Source organism: Cellulophaga geojensis KL-A (genome assembly GCF_000568425.1).
GTDB classification, from domain to species: Bacteria; Bacteroidota; Bacteroidia; order Flavobacteriales; family Flavobacteriaceae; genus Cellulophaga; species Cellulophaga lytica.
In genome coordinates this window covers 88,733-101,754 of sequence record NZ_ARZX01000004.1, presented here as the reverse complement: position 1 = coordinate 101,754, position 13,022 = coordinate 88,733, and the positions used below count along the sequence as shown (strand labels likewise).

The 13,022-nt window shown below is 32.0% G+C and carries 11 protein-coding genes; 4 read left to right on the top strand and 7 right to left on the bottom strand.

What is annotated here, in order from left to right; genetic code table 11:
• Positions 1–8 precede the first annotated feature (8 nt).
• On the top strand, positions 9–3,131 hold the full coding sequence (locus tag KLA_RS05015; RefSeq protein WP_034644428.1) for a SusC/RagA family TonB-linked outer membrane protein: 3,123 nt from the start codon (positions 9–11) through the stop codon (positions 3,129–3,131).
• 8 nt (positions 3,132–3,139) lie between these two features.
• On the top strand, positions 3,140–4,624 hold the full coding sequence (locus KLA_RS05010) for a SusD/RagB family nutrient-binding outer membrane lipoprotein (protein ID WP_034644425.1): 1,485 nt from the start codon (positions 3,140–3,142) through the stop codon (positions 4,622–4,624).
• Positions 4,625–4,634: 10 nt separating this feature from the next.
• Here the strand turns inward: KLA_RS05010 and KLA_RS05005 are convergent, their stop codons facing one another.
• The 5 genes from KLA_RS05005 to KLA_RS04985 all read right to left on the bottom strand — a co-directional run bounded on the left by KLA_RS05005 (position 4,635) and on the right by KLA_RS04985 (position 9,683).
• On the bottom strand, positions 4,635–5,681 hold the full coding sequence (locus tag KLA_RS05005; protein ID WP_034644424.1) for an aminotransferase class I/II-fold pyridoxal phosphate-dependent enzyme: 1,047 nt from the start codon (positions 5,679–5,681) through the stop codon (positions 4,635–4,637).
• Positions 5,681–6,691: a dipeptide epimerase gene (locus KLA_RS05000; protein ID WP_013622060.1), complete on the bottom strand. Its 1,011-nt coding sequence runs from the start codon at positions 6,689–6,691 to the stop codon at positions 5,681–5,683. The genes KLA_RS05005 and KLA_RS05000 overlap by 1 nt, the downstream gene beginning before the upstream one ends.
• A gap of 92 nt (positions 6,692–6,783) precedes the next feature.
• Positions 6,784–7,500 carry a head GIN domain-containing protein gene (locus KLA_RS04995; protein WP_013622061.1) on the bottom strand — a complete coding sequence of 239 codons (717 nt, stop codon included), beginning with the start codon at positions 7,498–7,500 and terminating at the stop codon, positions 6,784–6,786.
• A gap of 103 nt (positions 7,501–7,603) precedes the next feature.
• A complete protein-coding gene (locus KLA_RS04990; RefSeq protein ID WP_013622062.1) occupies positions 7,604–9,346 on the bottom strand; it encodes a PspC domain-containing protein in 1,743 nt (580 codons plus the stop codon).
• Positions 9,339–9,683 carry a PadR family transcriptional regulator gene (locus KLA_RS04985; RefSeq protein WP_013622063.1) on the bottom strand — a complete coding sequence of 115 codons (345 nt, stop codon included), beginning with the start codon at positions 9,681–9,683 and terminating at the stop codon, positions 9,339–9,341. Before KLA_RS04985 ends, KLA_RS04990 begins: the two co-directional genes overlap by 8 nt.
• Positions 9,684–9,924: 241 nt before the next feature.
• Between KLA_RS04985 and KLA_RS04980 the strand changes: the two genes are divergently transcribed.
• Both KLA_RS04980 and KLA_RS04975 read left to right on the top strand, forming a co-directional pair.
• The gene (locus KLA_RS04980) at positions 9,925–10,380 is read left to right on the top strand and encodes a DUF4442 domain-containing protein (RefSeq protein WP_013622064.1); all 456 of its coding nucleotides are present in this window, start codon (positions 9,925–9,927) and stop codon (positions 10,378–10,380) included.
• Between the two features lie 72 nt (positions 10,381–10,452).
• Entirely contained in the window at positions 10,453–11,250 is a 798-nt protein-coding gene (locus KLA_RS04975) for a TIGR00266 family protein (protein WP_013622065.1), read from the top strand.
• Between the two features lie 37 nt (positions 11,251–11,287).
• Here KLA_RS04975 and KLA_RS18065 read toward each other — a convergent pair whose 3' ends face one another.
• Positions 11,288–11,452 carry a hypothetical protein gene (locus tag KLA_RS18065; protein ID WP_161633454.1) on the bottom strand — a complete coding sequence of 55 codons (165 nt, stop codon included), beginning with the start codon at positions 11,450–11,452 and terminating at the stop codon, positions 11,288–11,290.
• A 250-nt stretch (positions 11,453–11,702) separates the two neighbouring features.
• The gene (locus tag KLA_RS04970; RefSeq protein WP_235183521.1) at positions 11,703–12,938 is read right to left on the bottom strand and encodes a D-alanyl-D-alanine carboxypeptidase/D-alanyl-D-alanine-endopeptidase; all 1,236 of its coding nucleotides are present in this window, start codon (positions 12,936–12,938) and stop codon (positions 11,703–11,705) included.
• Between the last annotated feature and the right edge of the window lie 84 nt (positions 12,939–13,022).

Genomic DNA, 13,022 nt, shown 5'->3' with positions numbered 1-13,022 from the left:
CAATTTTTATGAAAAACACATTAGTATTACTCTTTAGTGTGCTTTTTACAACCATTGCTTATTCTCAACAAATTTCAGGTACTGTTACAGACAGTGAGGGAATTCCGTTATTAGGGGTTACAATAGTTGTAAAAGGTACACAAAATGGAACCACAACAGATTTTGATGGCAAATATATAATTGATGCCAAACAGTCAGATGTATTGAAGTTTTCCTATATAGGAATGTTACCGAAAGAAATAACGGTAGGGGCAACATCTGTAATTAATGTTACTTTAGAAGAAGATGCAAGTCTACTAGATGAAGTTGTTGTAACAGCTTTTGGTGTAGAGAAAAAAGAAAAATCTTTAGGATACTCTGTAACGCAAGTTAAATCTGAAGATTTAAACTTATCCGGACAAGCAAATGCCTTAGAAGCACTGCAAGGTAGGGTGGCAGGTGTACAAATTAATAGAACATCTGGTTCATCTGGTGGTGGTGTAGATATCCTTATTAGAGGGGTTACATCTGTAAATCCAGATCGTAGTAACCAGCCTTTAATTATTGTAGATGGTATCGCGTTAAATAATGATACTTTCTCTGGAAACGTGTCACCTAGTGCAGGGTCTAATTCACCTAGCAGCTCAGAGCAATTTAGTTTTTCTAATAGAGCAGGGGATATTAACCCAGAAGATATAGAAAGTTACAATGTATTAAAAGGAGCTGCCGCAACAGCACTTTATGGTGTAAGGGCTGCAAACGGAGCAATTGTAATTACTACAAAAAAAGGAAAAAAAGGAAAAGCAAAAATTAACTTTACAGCTTCTACAACCTTTAGAAATTTAGAAAAAACTCCAAATTTGCAAGAAACCTATAGAGAAGGATTTAGCGGAGCGCCTAGAACTTTATATGATCCAGATTCAGATACTGGTTTTAATAGAGTTCAAAACGCAACTTCGTTTTATTCTTGGGGACCTAAGTATACAGAAGACTCATATACACTAGAGTCAGGTGAAATAGTAGATTTATCTAACGATCAGTTTTACAGTCCGTATGATTTATTTAAAACAGGGGTAAATACTCAGGTTAATTTAAACATTAGTGGAGCAACAGATAAAATGGATTATTTCTTTTCTGTAGGTAACAACAGTGAAGAAGGTATATTACCAGGAACCTATTATGATAAAACAAATTTTAGACTTAAAAGCGGGTATCAAGTTACAGACAATTTTAGTATAAATACATCTATATCTTACTCTAAATCTGGCGGTAACAGAGGAAACTCAGGAGATAAGTCTGTTATGAGTTCTTTATCCTATTACTCTGGTACATTTCCTATAAATGATTACCAAAATCCAGATGGTACGCAACGTAACTATACATTTGGAATCATAGATAATCCAAGGTATTTTATAGAAAAAAGTAGCTTATATGATGATGTAAATCGTTGGGTTGGTAATGCAATATTTAAGTATTCACCTAAAGATTGGTTAAATATTACGTATTCTGCGCAGGTAGATAATTATTCAGATCAGAGAAACCGTTTTGTTCCAGCAGATTTAGATGTTGGTACACAAGTAGGTGGTTTTATTGTAAATCAGAATATAAATTTTACAGCACTAGAATCTAACTTTTTAGTTGCAATGAACAAAGATTGGTCTGATGATTTTAGAACAGATCTTACTTTAGGTCATCAAGTATCAGATACTAAAAGAGATTATGCAGATGTAAGAGGAGAAACATTAAATGTACCAGGCATAAATGAACTTGGTAATACTATAAATACTTTTGCTAATGAGAGTGTTACTCAGTTACGTAATGTTGGTGTATTTGGAGAACTTAAACTGAGTTATTTAGATAAGTTATTTTTAACAGTTACAGGTCGTAATGATTGGGTTTCTACCTTGCCAAAAGATAATAGATCTTTCTTTTATCCTTCAGTAAGTTTAGCTTATGATATTTCTGATGTTTTTGGAGATAATGATGTGTTTACTTTTGGTAAACTTAGAGCATCATGGGCTGAAGTAGGTAAAGGGCCATTATTTGGTCAAGTGGGTCATTATTTTGTGGTAGACGGAGACTTCCCTTTTGGAGGAGCGGGTGGTTACAGATCTAGTACAGCTTTAGGAGATTTAGATATTGTCCCAGAAAGAAATCAATCTACAGAAATAGGAGCAGATTTAAGGTTTTTGAAAAACCGTATACGCTTAGACTATGCATATTATAAAACCAGAGTTAAGGATCAAATTTTTGGCGTAGGAACAGCGTATTCTTCAGGTATATCTAGAATTGTTAGAAACGCAGGTGATTTTGAAGTGTTTGGACACGAATTTTTATTAAGTGCAGATATTATAAAATCTAAAGATTTTAACTGGGAAGTAGTTTTAAATTGGTCTACTAGTGAAGGAAAAGTATTAGATATACCAGATGATATAGAAAGCATAATTTTTGCAGATTCTGGTTTTGCAGGTGTAACATCAGAAATTAGAGAAGGTGATAAAATGGGTTCTTTATACGGATGGAAATGGCGTTATGAAAACGGTGAGCGTTATATTGATGCTAATGGTAAACCAGAAATAGACTTCACAGAACGCCAAAAAGTAGGTAATGCTTTTCCAGACTATATTACATCTTTAGCTAATAGTTTTAAATGGAAAAATTTAGGGTTTAACTTTTTGTTAGAATATAAAAAAGGAGGAGATATTTATGACGCAGGAAGAAGAAACTCTATTAGAAATGGTATACTTGAAGTTACAGAATTTAGAGACGAAACCACTGTTCTAAGTGGAGTTATGGATGATGGAAATGGTGGCTTTATACCAAACACAACAGAGGTTTTAATAGATCAAAACTACTATCGTAGTTCTACAGATTACAACAGAGCTTCAGAAATTTTAGTACAAGATGCATCTTGGGTAAAGCTCAGAAATATTGGGGTAACATATGATTTGCCATTAAAATTTATAGAAAAAATACATTTAGATAGATTTTCTGTGACTGCTAGTGCCCAAAATATTTTAGTATGGACACCTTATGATGGGTATGACCCAGAAGGAAACCAATACAGTGCAGGTAGTAATGTATATGGTTTCACAGGTCTAAATATTCCTTTGTCTCAAAGTTATAGTTTTGGTATTAATGTAGGATTTTAAAAATAGATATGATGAGAAAATATATATATAAAATAATAATATTATCGCTATTTATAACTGTATTTACAGCTTGTAGTGATGATTATTTTGATGTGAATACGCCTTCTAATACAGCTAAATTAGATCAGTTGCGTATGCAAGACTTGTTAGCGCCAGTTATACATAGTACAATGGAAGGGCAACGCTCTGCCGAATTATCTTTTGGAAATTATGTGCAAAACTTTGTTTTTCAGGGTGGAGGTGCAGCAGGACAAACAACAGCTAGTGGTTTATGGACACAAGTATACTTGTATATTTTGCCAAACATAGACGCTATTAATGAAAAAGCACTAGAAAATGGTGCAGTACATTATAAAGCTGTTGCAGATATATTAACTGCTATAAATTTAGGTATTGCTACAGATACTTGGGATAATATTCCGTATTCTGATGCTACAGATGGTCCTGATAATAATTTTCCTGCTTTTGATACACAAGAGCAAATTTATGCAAGTATATTTTCATTATTAGATAACGCAATTAATGCTTTAGAAGGTCCAGATGATTCTGGTTTTACATTAGGTAGTGAAGATTTAATATATGGAGGTGATACCGATAAGTGGTTAAGAGCGGCATATACAATTAAGGCTCGTTATCAATTACATTTGGTACAAAAAGGAGAAACAACAGCTGCAGATGTTTTAACAACCATTGCTAATGGCTTTACTTCTTCAGAAGATGATTTTTTAATGTATTATGATGATAAAAATATAAACCCATGGTATTCTGCAGAGGTTTTAGCTAAAAATACAGGAAATGCTCATAATGATATTGCCAGTCAGTTGGTTAGTTCTATGAATGGAGATTACTTTCCTTTTGAGAGTGGTACAGTTAGTATTGACCCAAGATTGCCAATTTTTGCAGATAATGGAGGAGAAGCAGAATGGAAAGGTTATGTTAGTGGTAGTGTTGGCTTAGCTCCAGATGGTACAGATGCAAATACAGGTTTTGCTGTAGATGGCTTTTACACTAGTATAGATGCTCCTTTAATGCTTATAAGCTACGCAGAGGCTATGTTTATAAAAGCTGAAGCTGCTTTTTTAGCTAATGGAGGTAATGCTACAAGTATTGGTACAACAACAGATGCCTATAACGCATATTTAGATGGTATAACTGCTAGTATGCAAATGTATGGTGTAGATGGTACAGATTATTTGGCAGATACAGCTATTAATGTTGGCGAAAGCAATTTAATGTTACAACATATAATGAAAGAGAAGTATATACATAATTTTTTAAACCCAGAAACTTTTGTAGATTTTAGACGCTATAATTTTTCTGATGAGGTTTTTAAAGGGTTAACTATTAGAGAAGAAGAAGCTAGTGATGATAACGAATATTTTGGCCAATGGTTTAGAAGGGCAGAATACCCATCTTCTGAAGTTAATAGAAATGAAGAAAACGTATTGTTAAACCAACAAACACCGGTTACTCCTGTTTGGTGGGATAACTAAATAACTAAACTTAATTAGTAAAAAGGGTATTAATAAGTGTAACAATCTTATTAATATCCTTTTTTTTATGATGTGCACTTAGTACAATTCGGCTCATTGTTGGCGAGTCTTTTTCTGGGTAATTAAAGCTTGTAACTATAATATTATGTTTTTTTAAATAGGCTGTTATTTTTTGATCAGTATACGTAAAAGCTGCATGGTTTGGCATATAACTAAACAAGTTTTTGTTATTTAAACCGTTTAAAAAAAGCTGTATATTATTCTGTAATTTTTGTTGTCTTTTTTTATAAATAGTTTGTGCGGATAATAGCGTGGCAATATTTGCAGGTGTAGCAGGACTAGCACCTCCAAAAAAAGCAGTGGTTTTTAGTTCTTTTATTCTTTTTGCTGTGCTAAAAATAGCTCCTGCTTGCACAGCAAAACCTTTACCAAGTGAACTACATACTATAAGTTCTTTTACACCTAAATTATTTAGTTGTGCATAACAACCTTTGCCATTATTTAAAGGTAGACCAAGTGTGTGTGAGTCATCTGCAACAACAATTATATTTTGCAATGGTAATTGCTGCAACCCTTTAAAATATGGGTAGTTTAAGCCATAAAAATCCAAACTATCTAAAAAAACTACGGGAGTAGTATTAGATTTTTTAATATGATTTTCTACTGCAGTAACTAAATCACTATAACTTGCATAATTGCTAGAGTTGTTTTGATGTAGAGCGGTGTGAGAATTTGGCGCATAAAATAAACTATGTCCTTTTGCTTTAAAGTAATTGCAAACTAACTGCCCTGCTAAATAGCCAGAAGAAACAGTTACACAAGCTTCACTTTGTACAAGTTTAGCAAGGTAATTTTCTGTTTTTTTATAGATATCAATTTTAATATTAGATTTTCTAGACGCTCCATAATTGGTACCATACTTTTTAATGTTTTTTAAGTATGTTTTTAAAAATTTTTTATGCTTTTGAAGCCCTAAATAAGCAGTTCCGCCAAAATATAATTTTTTAGAACCATCTACATTAATTTTTCTACCAGGAAATGTAGTAACGTATGTCATTATAATAATGTAATACCAGAACCTCCTGTATTAGGAAAAATTAAGTTTCCGTTTGGTTCTATTTTTATCCCTTTTGCAATGTCTTTACTCAAAAGCATAGCACCATCCATATCTACATAATCTAATTGTGGTGTTAGTTGTGCTATTGCAGAAATACCAACAGATGACTCTGTCATACAACCAACCATAACTTTTAACCCAAGTTCTTTTCCTTTTTTTATCATTCTAAGTGCAGGGGTTAATCCGCCACATTTGGTTAGTTTTATGTTTATACCATTAAAATGGTAACCACATTGCTCTACGTCAGATTCTACAATACAGCTTTCATCAGCAATAACTGGCAATACACTAGCGTGCATTACTTGTTCCATACCCGTCCAATCATCAGCTTTTAAGGGTTGCTCCAAAAACTCTACACCTAATTTTTTAAGTTCTGGTGCGTAACTTATGGTTTCTTCTGCAGTCCATGCGCAATTAGCATCTATCCTAAAAATGGCATCAGAGTATTTTCTTAGCTCTTTTACAATGGCAACATCTTGGTCTGTGCCTAGTTTTATTTTGTAAATAGGCCAAGGCTGTTCTTTCATTTTTGCAACCATATTATCTATACTATCTATACCAATAGTAAAATTTGTAATAGGGTAGGAGCTATTATCTGTATTCCATATTTTATACAAAGGCTTGTTTAAAATTTTACCATACAAATCGTGTGCAGCTAAATCTAAAGCGCAAATAGCAAAGTTGCTTAAGTGTTTTTTGTTTAAAAATTGATTAAAATCTTCAGGCGTGGTAAAAGTATAGTTCTCTATTTCTGTTCGTATGCTTTCAATTTCTTGTTGCATACTCTCAAAAGTAATTTTGTAGTACGGGTTTGCTGTAGCTTCACCATAACCAACTTTATCATTTAAACCAAGACTTACCACCATACTGTCTTGAAAATTATGAGACTCTCTAGAAATACTAAATGTATGTTTTAGGGGAAGAACATACTTTGTTAAGGTTAAATTCATATCAATATTTAAATTTATACTAATATAACAAGGTCAACCTTGTAAACAAAACAAGATTGACCTTAATAAAACGCTTTTAACATTTAATTTTTTTATCTCTTTTTTACGCTGCCAGATGAAGATTTATTCTTTTTAACTGTAGCAGTACCACTGTACTTAATATCTGCACCACTACTTGCATCTGCTATTAAAGAGTCAGACACATCTACACTAATATCTGCGCCGCTACTAGCATCTGCATCACAGGTTTTTGTTTTTAGTTCATAAGCATCAATATCAGACCCGCTACTAGCATTTACAGTTAGGTTGTTTGTTTTGCCACTTAACTTAATATCAGCTCCACTGCTACAATCAGCATTTACAGAGTTTGCAACTAAAGCTATTTGTATATCTGCACCGCTACTGGCATTTAAATCTATTTCATTAGTCTCTATCTGAGATTCTGAAATTAATTCTGCACCACTAGAGCTGTATAGTGCAGTAACTACAGGTAATGTAACGTGTACGTTTTTTGTAGCTCTGCCAATATTTTCTATAGCGTGTATTTTAAGTTTACCGTCTTTAATATCTGTACCAATAAGGTCTATAACATTTTCATCTGCCTCTACACGTATACTAAATTCTTTAGCTTGTGTAACATATACATTAATACCTTCTGATGCAGAAATACGCTCAAAACTTGTTGCTACATCTCTGCTTTGCTCTGTTAATACTCCGTTTCCTTTTTTGCCGCTTCCTATGTTAAACGAACAAGAAGTAAATAGTAAACTTAATACTACTGCAATTGTAATTTTAGATAGTGTTGCCATAATTGTTGTTTTTTGTTGATTGTGATGTAAAAGTCTATAAATGTTTGTGGTAAAACTAAATTTAAAGACTGAATTGTTGTTTTTTAGAACTGAATTGTAAGTTTTAATTGTTTGAAGATTCTATACGTGCACCGTTTTCATCTATTTTAATATTTAAAGAGTTTTCGTTTGCATTAATTTTAATGTTTACACCTTCTTCATCTAATATTAACTCTGAATTTTTATTGCTGTTTTCGTCATCATCATCATTATTATCTTCATCAATTTCGTCATTAATACAGTCTAGGCACTCTAAAACACCTTGCTTGTTCATACGCCAAGTATAATTTTTAACATCAGACCTGTATATTTCTTCTTTGTATGATGTATGCCATCCTATTCTGTTTGTATCTGTATTAAAATCAAACTTAACAATAACATTTTTAGGAATGTAAAGGGTAATGTTTACCTCCTGATCTCTAAATTTACCATTAGGATCTAGTGATAAAAAGTTATCTAGAATTACTCTATTTTCTAAAACTTGATAATTATACTCTATAGTTTTTGCTCTTTCTCTTGCTTCATCAAAAGAACTACCCTGAGATACTTTTTGTATTTTAATTTTTGCAATGTCAGTATCAGACCTTACAATGTCAAACCTAAAATCATTATCTAATAAAAGCTTTTTACCATTTTCATCTGTAGTAAATGTCATTCCGTTAATTCTAAAATTCTCTGGTCTGTCATAATTTTTACTACTTCTGGTACCAATGTAAATAGTGTCTAGAGGCTTTGTAAAATTTAATTGCTCTGTTTTATTAATACTACCTTTATACATATTTGCGGTAGCTTGTTTTATGGTAATAATTGTTAAGCCAATAATAGCGGCAAGCCAAACACCAAGTAACGTTAATTTGGCAATTGTACCAATAGATTTAAGGTTAGATACTACAATTTTTAATCCTAAATAAAGTAAAAAGAAAAATGGAATTGCTATAGCAAAAAATACAAGCATAGAAATTAACCAAATTGGCGAATTAGAGGTGTTTATTAGGTTATAAAGAGGTGTGTTGTTAACTACAAAAGCATCTGAAAAACCTGCTATAAAAAGCCCAATAAATGTACCTATAACTACAGATCCGCCAACTAAAATTAAAAACAACCCTATGACTTTACCTATGCTTTTAAAAATAAAGCTAAAAAACGTGCCAATGGCATCAAAAAAAGTTTGTATGCCAGACTTAATTTTGTGATTGGCCTTGTTGTAATCTGCATTTTTTACTTTATTAGTTACGGTATCAAAACTTTCTTTAACGGTACGTTCTATATTACTAATATTTATAGACTCGCCACGCATATCTAATTTTTGCGAGGTTGTTTTAGCTTCTGGAATTAAAAATAATAGTAATATATATATTACAATAAAACCACTAAAAGTAGCTAAAGTAAGCACTACCCAAAGTAGACGAACCCACCAAGGGTTAATACCTAAATAATGTGCCATACCGGCAGATATACCACCAATATACTTATTGTCTGTATCTCTGTAAAGCTTTTTGGTTCTAGATTTTGATGTAGGCTCTTCGTCTTCAAAAATTTCTTCATCTACACGGTAATCTTCAGGTTGCCCCATAACAGCAATAACATCTTCTACATCTGTTTTAGTAATTACTTGCTGTTCGTTTTTAATTTTTTCCTGAAAAAGTTCTGCTATTCTTGCTTCTATGTCAGAAATAATTTCATCACTACCAGGGCCATTGTTTAAAGATTGTTTTATAGCTTTTAAATAGGTGTCTAGTTTACGATAAGCATCTTCGTCTATATGAAAGAATAAGTTAGCCAAGTTTATATTTATAGTCTTATTCATTGTTCGTTTTTTTTGAGTTGGTAACTAGGTTTACGGCATTTCTGAGCTCGTCCCAGGTGGTGTTTAATTCGGTTAAAAATTCTTCTCCTGTTTTTGTAAGGGCGTAGTATTTTCTTGGTGGTCCAGAGGTAGACTCTTCCCAACGATACGTAAGTAAACCAGCGTTTTTTAGTCTTGTTAATAATGGGTAAATAGTGCCTTCTACAACTAGCATTTTGGCATCTTTTAACGTAGAAAGAATTTCAGAGGTATATTTGTCTTCTCCCTTTAATATAGAAAGAATGCAATACTCTAAAACACCTTTGCGCATTTGTGCCTTTGTGTTTTCTATCTTCATAGTTTAGATATTCTTTTAAAACCCGTATAAGAAGCGGGTTGTTTTTGATTTGATGAACAAACTCCGTTGAATTATTTTTTACAGAATTGATTAGGTTCTATAACTCTAACTTGTTAGTTTCTTATGCAAATATATATCTTTAAAAAGGTATTATGCAAAACATAGTACTAAAAATTAACTTTAATTTAACATTTACAAATTCAACTATTTTCAATACTTTTATAAAAATTATAAAAATAGAATGGCAAAAAGCACATTAAAATACAACGTATTTAATTTTTTTAAGTTACCATCTGCTTGGTGGTGCGGAGTACGTTTAAAGCATATTGATGAAAAAAAAGCAGTAGTTACTGTAAAGCATAGATGGTTTAACCAAAACCCATTTAACTCTATGTTTTGGGCAGTACAAGGTATGGCGGCAGAGTATGCAACAGGAATAATGGTTATAGACCAAATTGAAAAAAGTGGTAGAAAAATATCTATGCTTGTAGCAAGCAATAATGCAACTTTTACAAAAAAAGCTACAGGTAGAATTACTTTTACTTGTGAAGATGGCCACTTAATTGAAGATGCAATTAAAAAAACTATTGCAACAGGAGAAGGGCAAATATTTACAATGAAATCTGTTGGTGTTAATACAGATGGAGTGGTGGTTTCTACTTTTAATTTTGACTGGACAGTGCGTTTAAAGAAATAATTTTTTTAAAAATATGTAACATTCTCTTTTTTGTTGCTACCTATTAGTGTCAATCAAAATCAAAATATAAAAATGAATGCACACGAAATAGATTACCATGTTTATGGAGAAGAAATGCAGTATGTAGAAATAGAATTAGACCCGCAAGAAGCTGTTGTAGCAGAAGCTGGTAGTTTTATGATGATGGATACTGATATAAAAATGGATACCATTTTTGGAGATGGCTCTAACCAAGATACTAGTGTTTTGGGTAAAATTTTTTCAGCAGGAAAGCGAATGTTAACTGGTGAAAGTTTATTTATGACAGCCTTTTTAAATATTGGAGCAAATAAAAGAAAAGTGAGTTTTGCTTCTCCTTATCCCGGAAAAATATTACCAATAGATTTATCTGAAAAAAATGGAAAATTTATTTGTCAAAAAGATGCTTTCTTGTGCGCAGCTAAGGGAGTGTCTGTTGGTATAGAATTTTCTAGAAAACTTGGTCGTGGTCTTTTTGGCGGCGAAGGTTTTATAATGCAAAAGTTAGAAGGAGACGGAATGGCATTTGTACACGCAGGCGGCACTATGGCTAAAAAAGTATTGGCTGCAGGTGAAGTTTTAAAGGTAGATACTGGTTGTATTGTAGGCTTTTCACAAACCATTAATTATGATGTTGAGTTTGTAGGCGGAATTAAGAATACTGTTTTTGGCGGCGAAGGGTTATTTTTTGCAACACTACGTGGGCCAGGTACTGTTTATATACAATCTTTACCATTTAGCAGACTAGCTGGCCGTGTATTAGCTTCGGTTCCTAAAGGCGGAAAAGATAGGGGAGAAGGTAGTTTGTTAGGAGGTTTAGGAGATCTTTTAGATGGTGATAATAGGTTTTAGAACTGGTAATAATCTAAAATAATTACTGATTTATAAATTATAAGAGTTCTAACCAAATAAAGGACACAATTGTAAAAAGAAAAGAACCAATTATTAGTTTTTTGTTTACGCTAGGTGTGTTAATTGCAGATAAAAAGAAACCTAAAATACAACCCGTAATAACAACTGCTGCACCTAGCCATATGTATAATAGCTCGGGCATACTATGAGGGTGAGATGGTCCGTTTTTATAAATTAAAAAAAATAGTATCACAGAAGCTAATAAGCAACCTGCAATAGTATAAAGGATAAACCCTTTAAGTGTAGATTTACAGATAAATAAAAAAATACTGTTGTCTGCTTTTAGTTTGCTTGTGTTGTTTGTTTTATCAAGTAAAATATTGTAAGTAGGTAGGCAATACTTATTGTTACTATAATAATCATTATTTAGTTTTTTGCTTGTGAATACGTAATTAATACGTATCTCTTATTAACTCTAAAACAGTTTGCATTTCTTTTTTTACATCAGAAGTTTTTGTCTTAAAATGATTGTTCATAAAGCTAAAAATTAATGTTTTACCAGATTTGGTAATTAGGTAGCCACTTAAACTATAGTTGTTACCTAAACTACCAGATTTTGCATAAATGTATGGTGTTGGGTTGCCTTTATACCAGTTTTTTAGGGTTCCAGATTCGCCACCAACAGGAAATAAAGATAACAATCTATTTCTAGGAACCTCATGATACATTTTATTTAATACGTGCACAAAAGATGTTGGTGTAAATAAATTGTATCTAGAGAGTCCAGAGCCATCTACCCAACGTGGTTGCTGTTGCAAATCTGCTAAATCTGTTGTTAAAATATGTTTTATTGCCTTGTTTACATTTAAGGTGTCAGACAAAGTACTAGATGCCATAACTAATAATTGTTCAGCTAAAAAATTATCGCTTACATACATCATACGCTGTGCAATACTATCTGTAGCTATACCGTAAAGTGTAGTTTTATCTGCAGTTATTGGGATATTGCTAATGTTTATTTTTTTAGTAGTTACTTTTTCTAATAACGCTTTTGTAAGTGTATTACCAGTTTTAAACGGAATTTCTAAAGTATCATTTAAATTGGGGTTTACATAAAATGTATTTTTTACTAAATCTCTTTTAAAATTAAAAGGTGTAACCTGTATACTATCATTAAAATACTTAGGGTATGTAGTTAAATAACCTTTTTTATATATACTTAGTACATTACCGTATAAAGGAAAAGCACTACGTTCTGGAGAAAAATAGGTGTCAAAATCTTCCCAAGCCCATCCGCCACCAAACTTGTCTGATGTAAAATTGTTTAGGTGTAAAGCAATGTTTTTCTGTTTTTTTAAAAAACGTATAGCTGTGCTATCCTTAAAATAAGGATGTAATGTTATAGGGTTTCCGGTACCTTGTATGTATGTGATATTGTCTTTTATACTATATTTTAATAAAGGGCTATACTCTGGCAGTAATTTTAAGGCAGTATAAAGCGTAAATATTTTTGTATTACTGGCAGGTGTAAAATATTTGGTGCTATTTTTTTCAAAAATAGTTTTGTTGCTCACCGGGTCATAAACTTTTATACCTATAAAGTGATTTTTTAAAAGACTGTTACTAATTATAGTATTAGTGTTTTTTGAAATTTTTTGTTTACTACTAGCACAACCAACCAAAAACATCAAAATTATACAATAAAGAAAACTTCTGTAGTTCTTGTAAAATATGGTATTGTAGGTCATTACGTATTATTTTTTTGGATAACT

Excerpts from the sequence above, each read along its gene's own strand:
- KLA_RS05005 (WP_034644424.1), bottom strand. The coding sequence starts at position 5,681 with ATGACATACGTTACTACATTTCCTGGTAGAAAAATTAATGTAGATGGT.
- KLA_RS05010 (WP_034644425.1), top strand. The coding sequence starts at position 3,140 with ATGATGAGAAAATATATATATAAAATAATAATATTATCGCTATTTATA.
- KLA_RS04980 (WP_013622064.1), top strand. The coding sequence starts at position 9,925 with ATGGCAAAAAGCACATTAAAATACAACGTATTTAATTTTTTTAAGTTA.
- KLA_RS04985 (WP_013622063.1), bottom strand. The coding sequence starts at position 9,683 with ATGAAGATAGAAAACACAAAGGCACAAATGCGCAAAGGTGTTTTAGAG.
- KLA_RS05015 (WP_034644428.1), top strand. The coding sequence starts at position 9 with ATGAAAAACACATTAGTATTACTCTTTAGTGTGCTTTTTACAACCATT.
- KLA_RS05000 (WP_013622060.1), bottom strand. The coding sequence starts at position 6,691 with ATGAATTTAACCTTAACAAAGTATGTTCTTCCCCTAAAACATACATTT.
- KLA_RS18065 (WP_161633454.1), bottom strand. The coding sequence starts at position 11,452 with ATGCCCGAGCTATTATACATATGGCTAGGTGCAGCAGTTGTTATTACG.
- KLA_RS04970 (WP_235183521.1), bottom strand. The coding sequence starts at position 12,938 with ATGTTTTTGGTTGGTTGTGCTAGTAGTAAACAAAAAATTTCAAAAAAC.
- KLA_RS04975 (WP_013622065.1), top strand. The coding sequence starts at position 10,453 with ATGAATGCACACGAAATAGATTACCATGTTTATGGAGAAGAAATGCAG.
- KLA_RS04995 (WP_013622061.1), bottom strand. The coding sequence starts at position 7,500 with ATGGCAACACTATCTAAAATTACAATTGCAGTAGTATTAAGTTTACTA.
- KLA_RS04990 (WP_013622062.1), bottom strand. The coding sequence starts at position 9,346 with ATGAATAAGACTATAAATATAAACTTGGCTAACTTATTCTTTCATATA.